Source organism: Dysosmobacter segnis (assembly GCF_014297285.1).
GTDB lineage: Bacteria > Bacillota > Clostridia > Oscillospirales > Oscillospiraceae > Oscillibacter > Oscillibacter segnis.
Genome location: NZ_JACOQI010000012.1, coordinates 69,295 through 89,491 on the forward strand (window position 1 = coordinate 69,295; position 20,197 = coordinate 89,491).

General features: G+C 54.2%; 19 protein-coding genes. 1 reads left to right on the forward strand and 18 read right to left on the reverse strand.

Going from position 1 to position 20,197, the window contains the following annotated elements; all coding sequences use genetic code 11:
• Positions 1–242: 242 nt before the first annotated feature.
• The 6 genes from H8Z83_RS12330 to H8Z83_RS12355 all read right to left on the reverse strand — a co-directional run bounded on the left by H8Z83_RS12330 (position 243) and on the right by H8Z83_RS12355 (position 6,913).
• Positions 243–1,175, reverse strand: coding sequence for a DUF4349 domain-containing protein (locus H8Z83_RS12330; protein ID WP_187015321.1), 933 nt, complete (start codon positions 1,173–1,175; stop codon positions 243–245).
• A 107-nt stretch (positions 1,176–1,282) separates the two neighbouring features.
• Positions 1,283–3,046, reverse strand: coding sequence for a cyclic nucleotide-binding domain-containing protein (locus H8Z83_RS12335; RefSeq protein ID WP_187015322.1), 1,764 nt, complete (start codon positions 3,044–3,046; stop codon positions 1,283–1,285).
• A gap of 24 nt (positions 3,047–3,070) precedes the next feature.
• Positions 3,071–4,270 carry a glycosyltransferase gene (locus H8Z83_RS12340; protein WP_187015323.1) on the reverse strand — a complete coding sequence of 400 codons (1,200 nt, stop codon included), beginning with the start codon at positions 4,268–4,270 and terminating at the stop codon, positions 3,071–3,073.
• The gene (locus tag H8Z83_RS12345) at positions 4,267–5,427 is read right to left on the reverse strand and encodes a hypothetical protein (protein WP_187015324.1); all 1,161 of its coding nucleotides are present in this window, start codon (positions 5,425–5,427) and stop codon (positions 4,267–4,269) included. The genes H8Z83_RS12340 and H8Z83_RS12345 overlap by 4 nt, the downstream gene beginning before the upstream one ends.
• A gap of 85 nt (positions 5,428–5,512) precedes the next feature.
• Positions 5,513–5,998: a hypothetical protein gene (locus H8Z83_RS12350; RefSeq protein ID WP_187015325.1), complete on the reverse strand. Its 486-nt coding sequence runs from the start codon at positions 5,996–5,998 to the stop codon at positions 5,513–5,515.
• 81 nt (positions 5,999–6,079) lie between these two features.
• Positions 6,080–6,913: a DegV family protein gene (locus H8Z83_RS12355; RefSeq protein WP_187015326.1), complete on the reverse strand. Its 834-nt coding sequence runs from the start codon at positions 6,911–6,913 to the stop codon at positions 6,080–6,082.
• Positions 6,914–7,100: 187 nt separating this feature from the next.
• Here H8Z83_RS12355 and H8Z83_RS12360 point away from each other — a divergent pair, with 187 nt between their 5' ends.
• Positions 7,101–7,616 (forward strand): DUF1836 domain-containing protein, encoded by a 516-nt coding sequence (locus H8Z83_RS12360; RefSeq protein WP_187015327.1) that lies wholly within the window; start codon positions 7,101–7,103, stop codon positions 7,614–7,616.
• An 808-nt stretch (positions 7,617–8,424) separates the two neighbouring features.
• Here the strand turns inward: H8Z83_RS12360 and H8Z83_RS12365 are convergent.
• The 12 genes from H8Z83_RS12365 to H8Z83_RS12420 all read right to left on the reverse strand — a co-directional run bounded on the left by H8Z83_RS12365 (position 8,425) and on the right by H8Z83_RS12420 (position 20,179).
• The gene (locus tag H8Z83_RS12365; protein ID WP_187015328.1) at positions 8,425–9,036 is read right to left on the reverse strand and encodes a cytidylate kinase-like family protein; all 612 of its coding nucleotides are present in this window, start codon (positions 9,034–9,036) and stop codon (positions 8,425–8,427) included.
• A gap of 73 nt (positions 9,037–9,109) precedes the next feature.
• A complete protein-coding gene (locus H8Z83_RS12370; RefSeq protein WP_243184982.1) occupies positions 9,110–9,766 on the reverse strand; it encodes a type I phosphoribosyltransferase in 657 nt (218 codons plus the stop codon).
• A gap of 130 nt (positions 9,767–9,896) precedes the next feature.
• Positions 9,897–10,760 carry a nitroreductase family protein gene (locus H8Z83_RS12375; protein ID WP_187015329.1) on the reverse strand — a complete coding sequence of 288 codons (864 nt, stop codon included), beginning with the start codon at positions 10,758–10,760 and terminating at the stop codon, positions 9,897–9,899.
• Between the two features lie 39 nt (positions 10,761–10,799).
• Positions 10,800–11,426 (reverse strand): flavin reductase, encoded by a 627-nt coding sequence (locus H8Z83_RS12380; RefSeq protein ID WP_187015330.1) that lies wholly within the window; start codon positions 11,424–11,426, stop codon positions 10,800–10,802.
• Between the two features lie 355 nt (positions 11,427–11,781).
• Positions 11,782–12,156 (reverse strand): desulfoferrodoxin family protein, encoded by a 375-nt coding sequence (locus tag H8Z83_RS12385; RefSeq protein WP_187015331.1) that lies wholly within the window; start codon positions 12,154–12,156, stop codon positions 11,782–11,784.
• A 28-nt stretch (positions 12,157–12,184) separates the two neighbouring features.
• Positions 12,185–12,697, reverse strand: a complete 513-nt coding sequence (locus tag H8Z83_RS12390) for a ferritin (RefSeq protein ID WP_187015332.1) — start codon at positions 12,695–12,697, stop codon at positions 12,185–12,187.
• A gap of 286 nt (positions 12,698–12,983) precedes the next feature.
• Entirely contained in the window at positions 12,984–15,251 is a 2,268-nt protein-coding gene (locus tag H8Z83_RS12395; protein ID WP_187015333.1) for a hypothetical protein, read from the reverse strand.
• Positions 15,252–15,553: 302 nt separating this feature from the next.
• Entirely contained in the window at positions 15,554–15,826 is a 273-nt protein-coding gene (locus H8Z83_RS12400) for an HU family DNA-binding protein (protein ID WP_187015334.1), read from the reverse strand.
• 114 nt (positions 15,827–15,940) lie between these two features.
• Positions 15,941–17,011 carry an anthrax toxin lethal factor-related metalloendopeptidase gene (locus H8Z83_RS12405; protein ID WP_187015335.1) on the reverse strand — a complete coding sequence of 357 codons (1,071 nt, stop codon included), beginning with the start codon at positions 17,009–17,011 and terminating at the stop codon, positions 15,941–15,943.
• A gap of 113 nt (positions 17,012–17,124) precedes the next feature.
• A complete protein-coding gene (locus H8Z83_RS12410; protein ID WP_187015336.1) occupies positions 17,125–17,421 on the reverse strand; it encodes a helix-turn-helix domain-containing protein in 297 nt (98 codons plus the stop codon).
• Positions 17,418–19,283, reverse strand: coding sequence for a type IV secretory system conjugative DNA transfer family protein (locus H8Z83_RS12415; protein ID WP_187015337.1), 1,866 nt, complete (start codon positions 19,281–19,283; stop codon positions 17,418–17,420). Before H8Z83_RS12415 ends, H8Z83_RS12410 begins: the two co-directional genes overlap by 4 nt.
• Positions 19,280–20,179: a DUF3991 domain-containing protein gene (locus H8Z83_RS12420; protein ID WP_187015338.1), complete on the reverse strand. Its 900-nt coding sequence runs from the start codon at positions 20,177–20,179 to the stop codon at positions 19,280–19,282. The genes H8Z83_RS12415 and H8Z83_RS12420 overlap by 4 nt, the downstream gene beginning before the upstream one ends.
• Between the last annotated feature and the right edge of the window lie 18 nt (positions 20,180–20,197).

The window sequence follows — 20,197 nt, forward strand, 5'->3', positions numbered from 1 at the left end:
CTTTAAGCACCGCTTTATCTTTACCCGCTCTTTTAATACTCCCTTTTCGGGATGGCGCTCAAAGGCAGCGCAGCGAGCTTAACGCTCTGCCTGAGTTCCTGTGTCCATGCCATTGGCAGATCCTCCTAATAATCAAAGCACGGCATGAAAACCGCACTGCGGCGGCTTTGTTGCAGCCGCACTTGTCCGCTTTCAAGGTCAAAGCTATGACGCCTGCGTCAGATATTGCTTGTGGGTAATTCTCATTTTTGAGGTTGGTCATGATTCGGATTCTCCGGTGAAGAAGGTTCATCCTTCTTTTTCTTGCGGAGGACGCGCTTCCGTACAGCGCGGATGAGAAGCACAACGAGCACAGCCGCCACAAGCACGAACACCCACATACCGGCAAGGCCGATAATCAGTTCCTCAAAGAATACGCCGGCGTCACGCAGACCATCTGACAGGGCGCGGGAAACACGCTGACCGAAGGTCAGCGGCGCGGCGCTGTTTTCCGAGAGTTTGTACGTTTCGCTGAGCGTCATGTAGATGGTGGCGTAGCCCACCAGCGCATCATAGCGGCGCAGTGTGCCGGAGAGAGACTCAATCTCATATTCCGTTTCGCTGATGGCGCTTTCAATGGTGATGATGTCCGCCATGTTGTCCGCGTTGGCAAGCAGATTCTGCAGACGCTCCAGCTTGATCTGCGCAGTTTTCAGGCGGGAGTCGGTGTCATAATAAGCTTCGGTGATGTTCTCCGCGCTGGAGGACATATAGACCACATGACACATCTCGCCGACCTGATTGCAGAAACTCTCAAAGCTCTCGGCAGGAACACGCACGGTGCAGTCGCTGTACCGGTAGCCGCTGGAGCGATTGCTGAGGCTGCGGCTCTCAAAGTAACCGCCGAAGGACCGCACGAGATTGCTGATGGCCGCTTCGCTTGTTTCATAGTCGGTGGTTTGCAGGTCAATGTTCGCGCGGTAGATCATCTTTGCGTCGCGCAGAGCATCGTCCGCCACGACAGCTGTGATGTTGAACTTGCTATCCTGTTCCATGGGCGCTTCCGGCGCGGTGGACGCATCTGTATCATAGGCGTAGCCGGTTGCTGCGGGCTTTGCGGAACCCGAGCCGCCGCAGCCGACAAGCAGGGTAAGGAGCAGGAGTGCTGCCAGCAGGAGGGATATCTGTTTTTTCATTTCATACACCTCTTTTCAAATCGTATGTGGGCTGATCTTTCATCAGATAAGACGAGAACATACAGGAAAAAGTTCCCAAAGTGCTGTTCCCACAGAACCCAATGAATTCAGACATCTGCGGGCATATCAACTGCGTTGTAGTCGTATGCGGCCGTTTCCTTCCTAAGATCGTTGGAGCGGTTGATCTTTTCGGACAGGCTTGCGAGGAAGCATTGCAGGAGCTTGACGCCGATGGCGGGATGCTCGTTCAGAAGGCGCTTTAACCGCATCTTGGAAATGCACAGCAGCTCGGTGAATTCCTCCGCTGTTCCGCTGAGGCGGAACACGCTTTGGGAAAGGCAATTTTCCCCCAGAAAGCTCCCTTGTGTGAGGTACGCAATCTCCAGCGGCGCGGAGCCGCTGCTTGCTTCCCGGTTGGCCACCAGTCGGAGCTTTCCCTTGAGTACCAGACAGACCTCCTCATTATGATCCCCACTGGTAAAAACCGTTTCATGCTCATAGTAGGTTTTCACATGGCAGTAATCATGGAGGATCGCGCGCTCCTGTTCCGTAAAAACGGAAAATACAGGAAGCTTTGCCAGTACAGTCAACAGCTCTTCCTGCGTGAGCTTCCGGCGGTGCTCCCTGTCCAGATGGATCTCCGGCGCGGAGACGTTGTGCCGTTCCAGCACAGCCCGGACGGCGTACCGCTCCTGCCGCACAAGATGGATGAGCTTCTCCCACTGTGATTGGGTTTCCAGATAAGCGCGGAAGGCGTCGAAGACCGGCGGAGCATCATGCTTGGCAAGGTAGACGTTGCGCATGGCCTCCATGGCGGCATCAGAATCGCCCTCCGCAAGGTACTGTGCGGAGAGCATCATGCTGCTTCGGTAGATCTTCTCCTCCAAATCCGGCTTGAGAAATTCCCCCGGATAGGGATCAAAGTCCTCCGGGCTGACGTGAACCAGATTCCCCGTTGTTCTCTGCCCTGCCATTTTTGCCCGCTGGTACACAAAGCGGTAGATATCCTCCCGCAGACGTTTCCACTGGGGGTGGGACTTGGGCTGCGGCAGATGTTTGATGGACAAGGTGTTGTCCAGAAAGAAGCTGAAGCCGAACATCCGGCTGTTGATGAGGTAGTCCACATCTTCGCCCCGGGTCACAAGGGGATCGAAGGGCACGCACTCAAAAAGCTCCCGGTGCAGGATCATGGCGCCGCCGAAGGCAAAGGGTGTGCGTTTGAGGCGCGGCCCACTGCCGATGATCTGGTCAAAGGCCCGTGCCTTGCAGCCGAAGCGATCCCAATAGGTCATCCACGGCTCCGGTTTCACGTCATCATAATACTGCCCTTTGCTGTTGAGGTAGTAGCCCGCCACGCCGTGGACAATGTCGCCGTAGACCCGTCTTCCCAGAAACTCCAGAGAGCGCGGCACGAAGTCCGGCAGTTCAAACACCTCGTCATCATCGATCAGCAGCGCGGCGTCCGCCGTCAGAATGGAGGCCGCCAGCAGGCAGATGTTGCGCACGTTGGAGTAGCCAAACATGGACAGGAGCTTCGCTCCCTGGTCAGTCAGCCCTGTTGTGTGCAGAATGTCGGTCATTTCCCGCAGGTCGCCTGCCGTGAAAAGATAGGTTTCCGCATTCAGCTGTGCTCTGCGCGTGATGCGGAGCACCTGCCCGTAGGCTTCCTCCTCCACCTCCGGCGTGGTGGGGCAGATCAGGATCACCAGCTTGAAGTCCTTTTCATGGAACTGCTTCATGCTGAGCAGGGTGCGTTCCAGCGTCCCCTCCTGATCCACCGGCGTGGGATGGTCATAGACCGCGTCCCCCTCCTGCCACAGCTCGCCGGTTCTGCGGCACCAGTAGGTGGGAATGATCATGGTTTTTCTCATACTGTTTCGCTCCTCCTGCGCGTATTAGGAAAGCACGGAAGCATAGACATCCTCCAGCTTTGTCACAAAGAGCTCCTGTGCGAAGTTCTCGCGGGCATACCGGGCGACAAACGCCCGCCGCTCCGGGGCTTCTCTGCTGTGAGCCAGTTCCTCTAAAATCGCGCCGCAGAAGGCGTCCTCGTCATTCGATGAAACCAGTGTACCTACAGAACTGTTGATAAATTCCGGCAGCCCGCCCTCGTTGGAGCCTACGACAGGCAGTCCGCAGGCCATGGCCTCTAAAGCGACAAGGCCGAAAGGCTCGCGGCGGGAGGGCATGACGAACACGTCCGCCGCGTTGTAGAGTCGCCGCAACTCATCCTGCTTCTGATTTCCAAGAAAGAAGGTATGCCGCAGACCCAGCAGCTTGTGGAGATCCGACAGCTTTTCCCGTTCCTCGCCGTCTCCGGCAATCAGGGTGACGATCTCCCGTTCCGTCAGTCGCTCATAACGGTGTGCCACCCGCAGCAGCGTATCCACACCTTTGAATTCCGCCAGTTTTCCGGCAAACAATACAATGTATTCCCCGCGGTAAGGCAGACCCAGCGAGTCAAAAAGCGATTCTCTGTCTACTTCTTCCGGATAGAAGATGTCCTCGTTATAGCCGTTGGGCAGCAGCAACAGCCTGTTCGCGCAGGAGGGCAGCACGGAAATGGCAAGATCCCGGTTGTCCTGTGAAATGGCAAGCACCTTTGCGCTGCCCGCAATCGCCTCCTCCGCAAAGCCGCGGAAGACCGGCCATTTTCTGCAGCCCATGAGGTCTGTCCCGTGGATGGTGACAACCAGCGGGATATCGCACAGAGAGGCAAGCCAGGAAAGACACCATGCGTGCTGGGCATGAATGACGTCCGGCTGAAACTCCCGCACCGCCTGCCGCAGGACAGAGGAAAAGAGCGTAAGATACTGCGCCAGTTCGCCGCTGCTGAGATCCGCGAAGGTAGTCCGGCTCTGGGGATGGGTGGTAAAGCAGGGAAAATTGAAGGGCAGCGAGCTCCACGACGCTTTTCCCGTTGAAAACATCACGGGAAATATACGGATGCCGGGAAGCATCAGCACCGGCCGGTTTTCCGGGAAGATGACGCAGACCTCATGGCCGCGCTTACGCAGATGCAGCGCGATGTTTTTGGTGTAGGTGCCGCTTCCGGAGCCCTCCAGAGGAAAATGGTTGATCAGCAATACTTTCATCGTCCAAACCACCTTTCTGTCAGTTCGTTCCATGCCTCCTTCGACTTCTGATACTGTCCGATCATATCCGGCAGCCACGATTCCGCCGCAGACTGAATATCCGGAAGATACAAAAACCGCCTGTCGTTTGTATAGCGGGCCAGTGCCTTTGCGCCTGCTGCCAGCTGGCGGTTTCTCTGGGTAAACTCAGAGGGGGTATGTCCGGTCTTCCAGCGGAAAAATACGTTGCGCCCGATCCAGCCGGTACAGGCATAGTAGAGCCTGTCCCGGACACGGCTGTCATTCCGGAGATCCGGAACCTTGGGATAATCTCCGTAGGTGTCATGGAAGATAGGTGTCTGGATGTCCAGACATCTGATATGGCTCTGGGACGCGGCCATTCCCACGAGGGTATCTTCTCCCCGGGCAAGAAGCGGCGTCCTGTTATAGAAATAGTAGGGGGAGAAAAACGGCGGCAGCGTTGTCAGTGCGCTCATGCGGATGCCAAGGTTTCCGCCTAAAACCTTTGTGGTGGGCTGCGGCTCGGCGTTTTGATCTTCCTGAATAACAAGTCCGCGATGAGCCTCACTGTTTTGCCAGAAATCTGCCATAGATTCCTTGTGAAGTCCCCAGAGCAGGTCCTTCATACCGTCAAACGAAGCCGGAGGCAGGATGTTATAGCCGCTGTAATCGCTGCTGGTAACATCAGCTCCCAGAGACAATCCATGCAGATGTGCGCCGATAAAGTCGATCTCCTCGGACTGAACCGCCCCGTCCGGCGTCTTGCGCAGCACCTCCGGCCGCACATCGGAGTCCACAAAAATCAGATAGTCCGTGCCTGTGAACATCGCCTCCATCAGTGCCTGATTCCGGTTGAAGCCGTAGGGGATCAGACCGTGGGCATCGATCAGAGGGCAGTACAAAAGCTGATGGATGGAAGAATGCCGGACGCCAATCTCCTTCATGATCAGATGAGCCCGCTCATTGCTCTGGAGCTTGATCAAAGAGAGGTTTGTCCTGCTCCGCAGTTCCTCAACTGCCTTGGAATCCGCCTGATGAGAATACACTACGATCATACGGTCAAGAGCGTGTCCGTATTTCTCTGCGTTGTCCAGAAAGTCTGTCAGCGGATGCGCGGACAGTAGATCCCTTACGATCATTCCTATGGCAATTATCATAAAATCAGCCCTCCTTGTTCTCTTTTGTATGTCCGCACTTTTCCCTTTGAGAAAAGAACAGGCATGAACGGAGCAGGGAGGGCTTCTATAGCATTCTATGTGTTTGATACAGCGGAACTGTATGAGGGGGCTTCATCGTCCCAAAGGCGCCGCTGCTGTGGTAAGGCGGCAATAGGAACAATGATAGACTTTCGGGCGCTCCGCTGTTCTTGTTACTGGCATTTTCTGATGTCATGCCGTCTGCATTTTCTGCCTCCTTCGCGCTGCCTGATCTCAATGAAAAAAGTGATGGGCGGTGCAGTTTGATCTTCTCGTTCTGACGAGAGCACGCTTTTGGATACATCTCTGGTGAGAGGATAGAAAAAGCGCGCAAGCAGACCGTTCGGTCCAGCTTACGCGCCTCTAAAACAGGTTCGATTTTGACAGCTTCTCTCATGGAGGCTGTGCCAATATCGCGTTCGCGCAAAGCCGGACGTGATGCAATCAATAATATACATGGCGGCATCCCCCTTTCTGTCAATAGTCCTTGCTGTGCTTTATCCGGAGTATCTTCTGTGGCTCCATTATACATGACAATAGGGGCCTTTTCAAGAGAGACTTTTCCTTCCTGCTTTTTCGCCTTTTTGAGATCGACTGCTGTTCTGTCGCATGTTCATGCTTCAAATCCAACAAGAACACCGCCGCACTCCGCATAGTAGCTGCAAAGTCCCCGAAGGGGATAAATCCGGATATTTGCACCCGGAAAGCGGTGAAGAATCGCTGTGCGAAGTTCTCCTGCGGAGTCGGTGTTTCTGCAATGCCCGATTCGGACGCAGCCGCCTGTATACCCGAGCCGTTCCATTTCTTCCTGAAGAAAATCTACCGCTCTTTTTCTGCCGCGGCATTTGCCCAGCAGGTCAAGCGTTCCCTCATCACTTGTCGTTCCCACGGCGCGGATGCCGAGCATTCCTGCCGCCGCGGCCGCAAGCTTGCCCACGCGCCCGTTCTGTGCAAGATTGTGCAGTGATTCCAGTGCGAAAATCAGGTGCGTGCGACGCTGATAGTCCTGCACAGAACGGCAAACGGCATCAAAGTCCGCACCTGCCGATAATTCAGAAACCGCTTTTTCTATGAAAAGGACGATCTCCGGGCCGGTCGAAAGGGAGTCTATGATACATATTCTTCGGGATGGACTGTTCTCCTCGCAGTTCAGTTTTGCGGCGCAGGCCGCTCGAAAGCTTCCTGAGAGCCCGCTGGTGATCGTAAAGGCAAGAACATCATCGTCTTCTCCAAAGGCCCGCTCCCAGTCAGCAACACTCGGACAGGCGCTATAGGAGCGCCCCTTTGTGCTGCGAAGGGTATCTACCATTGTTTCAACGTCAAGCGAAGCATCATCGCGGAATTCTTGCGTTTCCGTGCGGATGGTAAGCGGCACGCTGACAAAACTCACTTCATCCAAGGTGATAAGATCGCAGCTCGAGTCTGCAACGATTCGAATCCTGTTCATATGGTTTCCTCCGTAGTTGTTGAAAACTTGTTATCGGTTTTTGAAAAACCGATATAAACGAGACTATCAGATTATCAAACTGTTGTCAACGGTTTTTCAATAACTTATAAATATGTTTTGAATAGCTGTTGAATTCTCTTTGTTGGCGATATATAATAGCAGCATGAAAAAGGAACTGAAAAACAGAATGAGGGAGGATATCTCCGGATTCCGTCTGCCGCGTTATGAACAGATCCCTGATGTGGGGCTGTACCTGGAGCAGACAGTTCGCTACGTCAATTCTTTCCTTGCGCCGTTGGGGGAGGTGGAACTGACGGCATCCATGGCAAGTAATTACGTCAAGCATAAGCTGCTTCCCGCCCCCCGGAAAAAACTCTACTCGGCAGAGCAGCTTGCGCGCTTGATGTTCATTGCGGCGGTGAAACCGGTCGTTCCATTGGACGGGCTTCGACTGATGTTCAGCATTCAAGCGGAAAACTATGAAATCCAAACTGCCTACGATTATTTCTGCGATGAGTTTGAGAATATGCTCGGTGCGGCATTTGGAGTTGCGCCTGCGATGCAGGGAATTGGGGAAACGGAGTCCGACGAGAAGGATCTTCTCCGCAATACGATAACAGCAGTAGTCAATAAGGTCTATCTGGACCGCTACCTCGCTTTTTATAGGGAAGCACAGGACGCTGCACCCTCTGAGCAGGAATAAGTAATCGATATAATTACGAAGAAGTTCCGGACATCCGAGGATGTCCGGAACTTTTTGTGCGTGGCTGTGCAGTGCTCATGACGCTAAAAAACGACTGACCCCCGATCGCGTTTCCGTGGTACTGCGATCAGGGGTCAGCCTTCGTGAATATTGGGATCTCTCATATTCAGTTCTCCTTGGATCGTTTTGCGTGGGCGGGTCTTGGTTTGCCATGACGCCGAATGCCACCTGCTCCATTTTTCACTCTTACGTTCTTCAAGTGCCGTGTTACGGTCTTCTGCGTGAGTGACGCTGCATGGTTAAGAGTGCGGCTCATTGACACCTTCGGAGCCATCTTCCCTATCGGATCAGCTTCCAACAGGGGAACTTAACTCTTCATTGGACTCACCCTTTCTGTACTTAAAGCATACCAGAGAAAGCCCTTATTGGCAAGCGGAAAAATCAATAAAATCAACAAAGCGACACGATGCAAAACATAGATTTTTGCATATTTAGTTGAAATCGCTTGTAAGACACGAATTCTTCTGATATAATAGAATTGTTGTAAGTCGCCAGCTTTGGCGGCTTTTTTTCCTGCTCACAGGCGGTGAGGAGTCTGAGTTTGCTTTTAAGCGTACTTTGCCATCAAAAGACACCTCTTGCACCAGAACCGGCGCAGGTGGAGAGTTGCAGTAATGTTCGAGATCGCTATATAGGCTATACTGTACAGACACTCGAGCATCACCTTATCTTTCGCACGATCTCTCCGCCTGCGAAAAGCCTTTACCTGCAATACTGTGTGCTAATTATATGCAAGTTCACTTATTCGTTAATAATAAGCCCTAATGTAACTACATAAGGATTCAGACATCTTTTTAATGTCAGTGCCGGATGTGTTTGCCAGCAGGTCAAAGTTTTCCTTCGCTCCCCACTTCTGCTCAGTGAAGAAGGAATAATACTGTGCGCGGCTCCGGTCGATTTCCATAATCCGTTTTTTCATCTGAGCCTCGCTCAGGTTCTCGTCTACTGGCCGGCGGTCTATGCAGCGCTTGATTTTACTCGGCATATCTGCATAAAAGAAAATACGAATGGGCTTCTGATCTCGGAGGATAAAGTCCGCACAGCGGCCAACGATAACGCAATCACTCTTTCGCGCAAGTTCGTGAAGCAAATCATGCTGCTTCGTGTAGATGGACAAATCCGGATGGAACGTAGGATCTGGACTCAGATAAAAACTGTGTCCAATGTGAATTGGGAAACTCACAACAGGACGTTTCTCCTCTATCTGCCGGATATATGCTTCGGACAGCGCTGTTCTTTTTGCGATTTCCGTAATAATTTCCTGATCGTAGTAAGCAATTTGCAGTTCTTCTGCGATCCTTCGTCCTATCTCCCGTCCTCCGCTGCCGAATTCACGACCCACAGTGATAATCCGCCTCATTCTGCACTCCTCTCTAGTTTTGGGCTGATTCTTCCCTAAAACATATACAATGGATGAACTGCAAGTCCGCAGGTTATTTCATATTGTCATTACATTTCAGAGCGGAAAAGCCATAGCTGTTGGCCAGCGCGTCGATTTTCTGTCCGGCTCTGCACAGCGGGCAGTCAGGCACAAGGCTTGTCATATAGCCGGGGATGTCCTCGGGGGAGAAGATGCTCATCACCGGCACCTCGTCCACCTTTGCAATCGCGCTGAATACCGCGGCGATCCCCTGCAGGCTCCCGCCGTAATACTCGATGCACTCCATCGCTCGGCGCGCCGTTTTACCGGAGTTTACGGTGGAGATCAGAAGCAGCACGTTTTTACCGGAAACCATGCCCGCCAGATTGTCGCGGAAGATGAGCTGGCCGTTGGAGTCATATTCGGGCGTGACGATGCAGACGTTCCTGCCGGAGTTCACGGCAAAGCGGTCGTTCTTGGCAAGCCTCCCTGCGAGGAACGTGCCGATGACCTCGCTGCCGTCCATACAGACGATCGTGTCGATCTGCTTCTCATAGATGTAGTGCTGCACAAGGATACCGGCCGCATCAGCCGCCATGCCGTACTCATGCTTCATGCGGGTGATATCAAGGTAGTGGCTGTTGTGGGAGTGGCGGGTCGCAAAATGTCCGCGAAACACGGAGATCTCCAGATTTGGATTTTCTCTGGATTTGATACGCATGGAACTCATCTTCATTCCTCCTCGCTCAATATTCATAGTGCCTGTAGGGATGATCTGGATGTGCGTGTTGGGTTGTTCTCCTGCTTTTTACGTCTGATGTCATTACGCGGAGCATACCTTTCTATTCTCGTCAGCACAGTTACATCCAATAGCGTGCCAGCGCGCGGCCACCCTCCGGAACACCTTCGACTCCCTCCGGGTCCAGCTCCCAGCGTCCCTCACCAAGCAGCTGAGCGGCGACCGCCGCGAAGTGCAGCAGGGCAATGCCGGCGTCGAGACCGGCATCCGTGCCGTCGGTATAGGGGTCGGATATCTGCACGAAGATAATCTCATGATCTCTTACCAGAAAGCCGTAGGGCTGACGGTTGAGATAGCTCGGTGCGAGGGATACGGCGTAAAACGCCTGCCAGAGCATATCATCGTAGAAGCCCAGCATCTCGTCAAGCCCCTCCTTATTGCCCCAGGTATCTACATTGACCAGTTCCCTGATACCCTTTTTCGGTGCAAAGTACTGCCGCTCGACGGTCACATCGACCGTTGACATATTCAGAATATTCAGCCGCAGTTTTTTCTGCGTCTTTTCCCCATAGCCGAAGGCGACGATGGCGGCGACCTCCAGCGGTGTGGTCAGCCCAAGGGCGGTTTTGATACGTGCGCTGTCAGTGAAAGTCAGCCAGCAGCTGTCGATGTCAAGCTCGGTGAGTTTGAGCACCAGTTCCTCCATCATGTAGCCCGCGTTTTCCTCTGCGTGGATATGCGGGGCGCTGAGGAGCATCAGATAGTGCGGCGCGCCGATGAGGAACTGCTGGTACCCGGCCGCGCCCTCGAGTGCGCTCTGCGCGTCCGCATCAAGAATTACAAGCTCTGTTGCAATCTCCGGAATCAGACGGCGGCAGTTTCTTTCATAGTGCGTGCGCAGCTCGGCAAGCGTTGCGCCCGACACCTCTTTGCCGCGGAAGGCCCGCACGGATCTGCGGTTTTGAATCATGGCGATGTAATTCATAAAACACTCCTTTCTCTTTCACAATGCGGTTCCAAATACTTAGTTCTGTCGGACGAACTTGTCCGCCGTGGCGCGGCAGATGGGACAGATGAAGTCATCGCGTAATGTTTCGCTCTCGTGGATGTACCCGCAGACACTGCATTTGAAGCCGCCGCCGACCATTTCGCGGTACACCGTGGCGGTGGGTGGTACAGCCTTGCCCCGCGCGGCGTAGGCGTTGAGCGTCAGCACCTCGCCGCTGCCGAACACCTCTGCCTCCGTCGCCTGCCCGACATAGAGCGTGTAGCTTCCGATCTCCAGCCGGTCAATTACACGGCAGGATACCCGGGAGACCATACTGTCGGTAAGGTAGGGGTTTCCGACCTCATCGCGTCTGACCTCGTATGGGGAAAACTTATCCGCGACACGGCCGGAGCGGTAGCCGAAATCGTTGATGAGCGCCGCGGGCGCATCGTGGGCGAGCAGCGTTACGCAGAAGCTGCCCGCCTGTTCGACCGCTGCGGCGGTCACATTCTCGCGATTGACGGCAATGGTAAACTTTGCAGGGAAGCTGCTGGTCACCTGATGGAATGAATTGATGATGCAGCCGCTGTCTTTTCCGTCAGCGTGGGCACTGAGCAGGCACAGCGCGTAGTCCATCTTTTGGTAAGCTTTCTTGTCGATCATGGCGTTGTCCTCCTGTCGTATTTGGCCTTGCCGTTGTTTAATAGTAGTATATCAGAACTCTGTAAAAACAACTGTTGCATTTACAATATCGTTGTCCCCGGCGGAAGCAATATTGGCAAGGGTGCTCCCCGCGCTTTTTCCCTGCCCTTGCGTTGATACAAAAAGCCGCACAGCCCCTACGAACTCTGCCTGTTCTCAGGCAGAGCGAACGGCGCTGCACGGCTCAATGATTATTTGCGGTGAAATGGATTGCTCATTGCAGGCCGGTCACCATTCGCTGTTTTTGATCGGTCCGTTCTGAAAACAAGAGCATCGTCCTGCTCTCAAATGTAAGGGCTTTCCTTCAACACGGGGGTTACTTTTTCCAGAGGCTGTGGAGGTTGCAGTAAGCGTAGGCGGCCTCCACCTCATCGCCCTCGCACAGGGCGAAGCACACCTCCGGCTTTTCGCCGGGATGCAGCTCCTTGCGCTGGTTGCCCTGCTTCGTCTGAATGGAGATCCATTCGATGTAGTGCTCCGGCAGCATGGGATGCTCCACCTCGCCCACCTTGACATGAACGGTGCTCCCCTCGACGGTATAGACGGGGACGTGCTTTTCCATCGATGCGTCGGTGGTGCCGGGGATCAGCTCGTGCATCTTCTCGCCGCAGCAGACCACGGGCACACCCGTGTCCTTCACCATGGCGATGAGGTTTCCGCAATGCTTACAAATAAAAAATCTCTGTTTCATGGTGATCTCCTTTCTTCGTCCGTTGATTTTAGTCCAGCACCAGCGTGGGCGCGGCATAGGTTCTCGCTTTCAGCTCGCTGTTGAGCATATAGAGTCCCTTACTGTCCCCGCCGAAAAGCTCCATTTTGGTGATGAGGTCGGAGGCGTTCTTCTCCTCCTCGCCCTGCTCCTTGATGAACCAGTCCAGTGTCTGCATGGTGCGGAAGTCCCGAACCTCATAGGCGGCATCGTAGATCGCGTCGATGCTGGCCGTGACATACTTCTCATGCTCCAGCGCCTTTTTCAGCGGAGTCATGTGATCCCCGCGCTCCCACTCCGGCTTGGCCACCGCCTCGAAGGTGACCGCCTCGTTGTTGTTTTGCATATACTGATAGAACAGCAGCGCGTGGTCGCGCTCCTCCTGCGCCTGCACCTTATACCAGTTTTCAAATCCGTCCAGACCCACCTGCGCATAGTAGTTGGCGAAGTCCAGATAAAGGTACGCCGAATAGAATTCCTTGTTGATCTGCTCGTTAATGAGCTTTGCCACCGTCTGATTCATATCCTGATCCTCACTTTTATAAAAATGTTATTTTCAAAAGCTGGGAAACATTTCACAAGATCTGCATTTCGTATGCGCTATTTATAGTCGGATGCCGAAGCCTGATCTCACTTTTATTGTAGTGTAGTTGTCATTTGTTGTCAATTCCGTTTTTTCAAGGCTTTTGTGTCACTTTTCACTTGTGATCCCATGAAATCTGATATAGGAAACCTTCAGCCATTCAGCGTTCTCATAAAAAGCGTGATTCAGCAGGTGGGATGTTGCTGAACACAGCATCCGCGTCGGCTCAACGCTTCCCATCGGAAGCATCATCCTCCAGCACCTGCACCGCGCATTTCATTGCGCTGGCATAGCCAAAGTACCGGATCTGCACCTGATTGGTTCGAACCACATTGATGATCTTATAAAAGCTGCGATGAGAGAGCGCATTGGGTTGGATCCAGACCACATCCGCCGCCTTGATCATATCCGCGTTGGGTCTCTGCTCACGGTTGATAAAGGTGACATTGGGAAGAAGCGGGCGAATCGCCTTGCGCCAGGAGTCATGGCCGCCGAAGACAACGACTCTCTTTCGCGTGGAATAAGGAAATTTCAGTTCTGCCGCTTTATCCTGTTCCGGTCCCCCCATTTCAACGGCATTGGCCTGCATGAAAATCAGCTCCCGGAGTTCAGCGAGTTCCGTCCTCTCGGCAGCCGCCCGCTTCTCCACGTTTGCGGTGTGCTCCTTAACCGTTTCCATTTCGCGCCGGATCTGGTAGAGATCTTCCCTGTATTTCTCATTGGATTCCCTTAGCCGTCTGATTTTGGCTTTCAGCCCATCAATGTCATCCTCCTTATCAATGTTGACTGCGTTTTCAATATCCGAATTGGCGGGTTCTTCCGGAAGTTCGGCAGAGGGATGTCGGAAGTCACGCCGCCAGTCCCTGCTTTGCATCTGTACGTCCAGAGCAATTTGAAGATATAGCTCCAGCCCCTTCGCAGTGCCTTTCTCCACGCCTGCCTCCTCGAAAATCTCCGCCATTCCGTCGCTGTCGGAAACCGTTCGCGGCATTACGATTCCCGTAAGGCCACACAGGATCTGCGGGATATTCAATTTCCAGTCAGGCGCAGGTGATTCCAATGGCGCGTAGAGGGGCGTGTTCAAATAGTTGAGTCGATATAGGTCCGCCTTTCGATCGTTCCAGTCGATGGGCGCGATGTCTTTATCCCTTGCAAAATCCCCATCCGCGTTCTCATGCAGGTATTCCGAATCGCTTTCTTCATCAAACCCATCCGTGAGGTCGTCCAGTTCATCGAGTGTGCGTGCGTTCCATGGCAGCTTGCGTGCCGCAGCCATCAGAACGGCAACAGCGGCATTATAGGTCCATGGAATATCGCTTCCGGCTTCTATGAGGCACAGATATCCGAAGCAGGTTTCATACGGGTCGTTGACTTCAAAACGCAAAAGGCATTCCGCAATGTCGGCGTCCAGGTTTTCTATAAGGTCTTCTTGCTTAACCATCTGTGCGGAATGTGCGAACAGGGCGAGTAAGAACCGTCTGTGCCCTGCATCGTCGGCCGCATCCTCCATAGCGAGGCCCTGCGCAGCCATCGCCTGCAGCCGGTCCATTTCGTCTATGGCGAAGGTTTCCGCTCTGCTCATTCCGCAGTTTCCGCTTATATCCTGCAGCTCTTGGAAAGGAAGCGCGGCTTTCGGAGCCAATACATAGCGCGGTATGTTTGGCGACTTCTTTTCCTCCCGTTTTTCCACGAGTCTCTTATGCAGTTTGCGGCACTCGCTCATGATGGAATCCGATTGTCGCAGTAATTCGGTCTGCTTCTTACACAGCGGAGCGTCACAGGCGAAGAAGATGCCCAGAAACTCCCAATACTTCTCTATGAACCGCTTCATAGCCCGTTCCTTTACAACGGAAGGGACCAAGGCCATGACAGCGTTAAAACGCTCCCGCGGGGACAGACTTTCGGAATCCTGCTCCGGCTTCTGGTGGATCACCGGTTCCGTGCGCTGGGCAGACACGTCATTGATATAGGCTTGAAATGGATTGACCCGCGGGTCACGTTCCCGGATCAGCTCCATCATGCCCCGCAGCACGATCTCTTCGTGACATGGGTCATAAATATCCGGCAGTCGAACAGACATCAGCGCTTCCTGAGAAGAATTAAAGCAGCAGTACGCCGCGGGGAGCCTTCCGTCATGTTTCAACTCATCCAGCATAAAGATCGCAGCGGCCAGCGTGATGTAATACAGGTGATCCACCCCGTCAACAGAATGGTTCAGAGCACTGCATTCATTGATCCATGCTGTTAAAAGGCCGGTATCCGAATTGCCATAGAGGTGCCCGAATCGGTTTCTGATTTCCGGCAGCAGGTTGTAAACAGCGGCCTTGCGGCGCTTCAGGATAGGGCCGACAAGATCATAGATCTTAGGCACATTGGGATGGGAACTGTTTTTCCGCGCAAAGCGAATGGCGTCATCAAAAGCATTGCCAATCAGCTTCCTGTCTGTACTTTCCATCGTATTGCGTGGATTGCGGCCGTTCTTTTTCTTTGCCATATGACATCCTTTCGTATAGGAGCCGGTATCTGCGTTTGATACGGCGGTAGCCGGAGCACTGATCATGCTCTTTCTGCCTGCATGGATTTCCCTTACAATGCAATCGCTTTTCACCGGTGGTTGCCCGGTATGCCCAGAAATGTATTGGAAAACGTCAGTCCTTATCGAAAGAATACCATGCTGAGCGGTTTCCGTCCATCAGGAAACACGAGGTCTGCGCTTACCAACGGCTTTTCCCAAAGAACCCCCCGCGCCCTCTCATATGGTTGGAAGGACACGGGGGAACTTGCTGTTATGTGGCTTTACCGAATGGCATCCTTGAGTGCCTTGCCGGGCTTGAAAACCGGCACCTTGCAGGCGGGGTAGGTCATGGGTTCGCCGGTGCGGGGGTTGCGGCCCACACGGGCAGGGCGCTTCTTTACCTCGAAGCTGCCAAAGCCCACCATCTGCACCTTGTCTCCGCTCTTCATGGCGGTTTCCACTGCGCCGGTAAAGGCAGCGAGGGCCGCTTCGCAGTCCTTTTTGCTCAGACCGCTGGTTTCCGCCATGGCGGCGGTCAGTTCGGTTTTATTCATGGAAATGATTCTCCTTTTCGTTTATAGTATGACTGCATTATAGCGGGAAAAGGGAGAATCTGTCAACTGCGGGACTCTGCCATTTCTGTGACGCCCCGTGGCGAACCGTATGTATCAGGCTCCCCAGTTGTTTGTTGCCAGTTTCTTCATGTAGGCGTAAGTCTGCGGTGCTGCATCCCGGAAATCATCCATGCGCTTTTTGTCAGCGCTGTATGTGATCCAGTAGACGAAGCAATCGGCAAAAAATTCCCGGCTATTGGTCTTGGCATAGTCCCGCAGACTGGAGTTCTGCGATTCTGCCAGATACAGCCGTTCATGCTCTGCGGGAAAACCCAGGGCATAATCCAGAAAATGTCCGAATTCGTGGAGCGTCGCGCTGGCCTCCGAGATGTAGATGGTTTTCTGGCCGTAGCTGGTGGCTCCAATGCAGCTCATGTTCAGCTGCTTGCTAAGTTCGCTGATGTAGTCGAAGTCGATACGGTACGTCCAGCCGGTGGCGTTGAAGGTGGCAAGCACCGGCTCTGGCACCTGCCGCAGCGCCAGCAGGTAGTCGTTGACATTGACACCTGCCGCATTCACCAGCGTCACCGGTACAGGCGGTTCCTCAATGCGGAAGCTCTGTGTCAGGACAGCATGAAGAATGATCGCCGCTTCTCCGCGCGTCACGAGCGCATTGGCATCCGCATCATCAGAGCACAGCCCGAGCTCCCGCCCCACGCGCAGGATGTTGTCAGCCGTGCTGAGCGATGTCCCTCCCTCGTAGAGCGTGCTGTCATAAACCGGAACATCTGCGGCGGCAAAAGCACTCTCAACCAGCACGCTGCGACACATCGGTGAACACGGCGCGGAGAATGCGGTTTCGTTCAGCCAGCCCTGCCGGTAGGCTTCCACGACGCCGCTTCGGCCAACATCCTGCCAGCTGTCACCGATAGTTTCCACACCATAGGCGCGGCAGAGCATGACAGCCCATTGCTCCACAGTGATGAGCTGTTCCGGCGAGAAGCAGTCATTTCCTGTTCCGGCAGCGATCTCACATTCTGCCAGATATATCACGCTCTCATAGCAGTCTACAGTCTCCGGCACGTCATCAAAGCCTGTGCAGGCAGCGGAAGCAGCTGTGGGCAGGATCAATGCCAGGACAAGGGTGCAGACAGCCAACGCTGTTCTTCTAACGATCATCTTCATAAGTTCCTCCATATTCTTGTTCTTTCTCTGTCCTGTATCCTCCGGTAGAGTAGGCTCTTCTGGATGCGCCATGGTGACGCTACCCTATGGACAGAATTTTGAGAGTAAAAACGTCACAGTCCCCCCTTGGCGGGAGGCTGTGACGTTTTATGCTTGGTCAGCCGGTATAAATTGCTGGTGAGGCTGCCATTGGAGCGGCGGCGGTTCCGCTTTTCAATGAGCTTCCTGCGCTCCAGATCTGCCAGTGCCCGCTGGACAGTCCGCGGCGAAAGTCCCAATTCTCGGGCAATGGTTTTGATCCCCGGCCAGCAGACGCCGGAGGCGTCCGCCCGGTCCCGAAGGTAGATATAGACCGCCTTCTCCCGGTGGCTCAGATGCTCCTCGGCGTAGATAAAGTTGAATTGGCTCATCTGCTTCCCTCCATGTTATAGGGATTCTTTATGCAGCTTCGATGGATGCTGCGGATGAGTTCGCCCTGGTCTATGTAGGCGATCTTTCGGGCCGCCCGCTCCGGCATCCGATAGCCGTCCGGGTCAAAGGTGATGCCCCAATCCAGGAAGAGACGCAGCTTGGTGCGCATGGGATGAGTTCCCGTTTTCATCACTACAAACTCACCCTTGGGGATGGATTTCAGTTCATCTGGCGTCATGAGAGCGCGCTCCATCATCTGCAAGGACTGGCTGCTCTCTTTTCCCTGACTGACAGAGCCGGACAGCACGGTCCTGCTGCCGAGGGCGGCGGAGAGTGCGTCGGCTGTTTTGCTCTGGGGCGAAAAGCCGCCGAAGATGGTGTCCTGGCAGTTGTCACATATAATTTCCGCGCCCTCTTTTCCATAGTTCTTCTCCAATTGGGCCAGGCTCTGGATAATGGGTACCAGCGTCAGCCTGCGGGAACGCCCCGCGCTGAATAGGGGCAGGATATCAAAGGGCGGCATGGTTCCCAGCTCATCGCAGAACAGTACCACGCGGTTCTTGAGCCTGCCGTCATGCTCGTCCGCCACGGAGAACAATTCGCGGGACAGGTTTTGGATCATGAGCGCCGCGATGAAATTCTTCGCGGGATCTTCTTCCGGCAAAATCAGGAAGATGGCGCACTTCTCCGAGGCGAACATCTCCGCATTGATGGGACTGTCATAGCAGATGACCTGTTCCAGCTCTGTATCCAGAAAGGCGTTGAGGCGGGACATAACAGTGGACATGACCGAAGCCATAGATTGATCCGCACTGGTGAGGGCTGCGCCTGCCAGCCACCGGGCCTTATGCTCCGGTGGCAGTTCATCCATGAGCACTTGAAAGCCGTTCTTGCCTCTTGACTTCGGCACCGCCAGAAGATCTTGCACCAGCTTGAAGGCTGACACGATATGCCGTTTTTCCGGCTCTCCATCCTTTGGCGGTGCGAACTCCGCCAGCAGGAGCACAATGGCAGTCAGAAGTCCCTCAGCGCTGTCGTAGAAGAAAGCATTCTCACCGTATTGGGCAGCGTCGCCGTCCGGGTTGATGATGGTCTTGGCAAGGATCTTGGCATATTTTTCTGCGCGCGCACGGGCGGCAAGGTTCTCCGGATGCTTGCGTGCAATATCCATGTAGTGATTCATCAGTGTCAGGAAATTAAAACCGTCTGAGCGGGTTGGGTTGCGCAGATCAATGACGGATACCTTGTAGCCGTAATACCGGGAGGCAATGGCACCGTAGTTCCTCGCCAAGTCCCCCTTGGTGTCCAACGCCAGATAGCTCATGCCGCTGGCGCTGGCGTACTCCAAATTTGCATATAAAAAATACGCGGTTTTGCCCACGCCGGAAGCGCCGATCATCAGACAGTGGATATCATCGCTGTCCACCAGCGCACGGACATCCCGCTGATCTTCCACCACATTTTTGATTTTGGAAATCGCCGACTTCTTTTTCTTCGGCTTTCGCTGTTCTTTTTTCCCTGCTGTAGGACGGCGGAGCCTCTCCAGCAGCTTGTGCGTGGCTTGTGAGATCACGCCTTTTTTAGCTCTGCGCTTTCTGCCGCCCATGCTGCCGAGGATGATGCCCTGCACCGTAGGCAGATCCTTTCCCTTGCGCCAGCAGCGCGGGCGAAACGGGACCACATGATAGGTCTTGCCGATCTCCTTGGGCGTTGCCCACCGAGCCGTACCGTGCTGACCGTCGCCAACGGTCTTGCTCTTGAAATTGTTGAGTGAGTAATTCTTGGAGAGAAAGGACACGACAAGCAAAAATGCCAGCAGTCCGCCGCCAAGCAAAATCAGGGGCCATACATTTTCGTTCATGCGTCTTTCCCCTTTCTCTCAAATTTGGCGCAGAGATCGTCATTCCAGTCCTTGCGCACCGGGCAAAGACGCTCCACATCCAAGCCCATGTCCTCCAGCGTATCCGTCATGCGGTCGCAGGCGTCATTGCCCGCGTCATCGTTGTCGAGGCACAGATACACCATGTCCAGCTTTGGATTCTGCCGCAGCCGTTCCAGCACCGGCTGGATGGAAGTTCCGCAGCAGGCAACATAGCTGTGTTCCTGCCAGCCGTATGGATAGAGGGTAATGTGGGACAGAAGGTCGATGGGCGCCTCGAACACATAGAGGGACTTGTCGGTCCCGCCTTTGTGGAAGCAATGCTCACTTGCGCTGCCCTCGATGTTCATGCGGAACACCTGTCCCTCGCTGTTGGTACTGCGGATGTGCGCGTGCTTGGCCTCACCGCTGTCATCCAGCCCCACGAAAACACAGTTGTGATGCTTGTCCTCGTAGAGCAGCTTTTCATGTACGAAGGCGGAAATAACCTCGCGGTCAATGTGGCGCTGACGCATGAGGTAGGCATACATACGCCGCATGGTTCCGTAAGGCTCCGGCAGCGCGAAAGCCTTTGGAACTTCATTCACAGGCTTTGCCTGTTCATATGTTTTTCTGTTCTTTCTGCCCAGCAAAAGCAAAACCGCCTCCTGATAAGGGAGACGGTAATAACGTTGCACGAAGCTGACGGCATAGCCGCCGACCCGTGCGGAGTGATCAAACCATTTGTTGCCCCGCACGGTGATGCTGGGATCATTGGGCGTACGGAACTCCCGGCCGGAGCGCACAGGTCGCTCGCCCTGGGCGCGCAGCAGCGACACGAGATCCGTGTTCTGCGCACGTGCTTTTTCCTCCGGCGTGAAATAGATAAATTTGCTCATGACATGTCCTTTCATAAT

What these genes read in the sequence shown, in the direction of transcription:
- H8Z83_RS12365 (WP_187015328.1), bottom strand. Translation starts at nt 9,036, where the DNA reads ATGAGGCGGATTATCACTGTGGGTCGTGAATTCGGCAGCGGAGGACGG.
- H8Z83_RS12400 (WP_187015334.1), bottom strand. Translation starts at nt 15,826, where the DNA reads ATGAATAAAACCGAACTGACCGCCGCCATGGCGGAAACCAGCGGTCTG.
- H8Z83_RS12410 (WP_187015336.1), bottom strand. Translation starts at nt 17,421, where the DNA reads ATGAGCCAATTCAACTTTATCTACGCCGAGGAGCATCTGAGCCACCGG.
- H8Z83_RS12340 (WP_187015323.1), bottom strand. Translation starts at nt 4,270, where the DNA reads ATGAAAGTATTGCTGATCAACCATTTTCCTCTGGAGGGCTCCGGAAGC.
- H8Z83_RS12350 (WP_187015325.1), bottom strand. Translation starts at nt 5,998, where the DNA reads ATGTATAATGGAGCCACAGAAGATACTCCGGATAAAGCACAGCAAGGA.
- H8Z83_RS12415 (WP_187015337.1), bottom strand. Translation starts at nt 19,283, where the DNA reads ATGAACGAAAATGTATGGCCCCTGATTTTGCTTGGCGGCGGACTGCTG.
- H8Z83_RS12335 (WP_187015322.1), bottom strand. Translation starts at nt 3,046, where the DNA reads ATGAGAAAAACCATGATCATTCCCACCTACTGGTGCCGCAGAACCGGC.
- H8Z83_RS12330 (WP_187015321.1), bottom strand. Translation starts at nt 1,175, where the DNA reads ATGAAAAAACAGATATCCCTCCTGCTGGCAGCACTCCTGCTCCTTACC.
- H8Z83_RS12420 (WP_187015338.1), bottom strand. Translation starts at nt 20,179, where the DNA reads ATGAGCAAATTTATCTATTTCACGCCGGAGGAAAAAGCACGTGCGCAG.
- H8Z83_RS12395 (WP_187015333.1), bottom strand. Translation starts at nt 15,251, where the DNA reads ATGGCAAAGAAAAAGAACGGCCGCAATCCACGCAATACGATGGAAAGT.
- H8Z83_RS12355 (WP_187015326.1), bottom strand. Translation starts at nt 6,913, where the DNA reads ATGAACAGGATTCGAATCGTTGCAGACTCGAGCTGCGATCTTATCACC.
- H8Z83_RS12405 (WP_187015335.1), bottom strand. Translation starts at nt 17,011, where the DNA reads ATGAAGATGATCGTTAGAAGAACAGCGTTGGCTGTCTGCACCCTTGTC.
- H8Z83_RS12375 (WP_187015329.1), bottom strand. Translation starts at nt 10,760, where the DNA reads ATGAATTACATCGCCATGATTCAAAACCGCAGATCCGTGCGGGCCTTC.
- H8Z83_RS12345 (WP_187015324.1), bottom strand. Translation starts at nt 5,427, where the DNA reads ATGATAATTGCCATAGGAATGATCGTAAGGGATCTACTGTCCGCGCAT.
- H8Z83_RS12360 (WP_187015327.1), top strand. Translation starts at nt 7,101, where the DNA reads ATGAGGGAGGATATCTCCGGATTCCGTCTGCCGCGTTATGAACAGATC.
- H8Z83_RS12385 (WP_187015331.1), bottom strand. Translation starts at nt 12,156, where the DNA reads ATGAAACAGAGATTTTTTATTTGTAAGCATTGCGGAAACCTCATCGCC.
- H8Z83_RS12370 (WP_243184982.1), bottom strand. Translation starts at nt 9,766, where the DNA reads ATGAGTTCCATGCGTATCAAATCCAGAGAAAATCCAAATCTGGAGATC.
- H8Z83_RS12390 (WP_187015332.1), bottom strand. Translation starts at nt 12,697, where the DNA reads ATGAATCAGACGGTGGCAAAGCTCATTAACGAGCAGATCAACAAGGAA.
- H8Z83_RS12380 (WP_187015330.1), bottom strand. Translation starts at nt 11,426, where the DNA reads ATGATCGACAAGAAAGCTTACCAAAAGATGGACTACGCGCTGTGCCTG.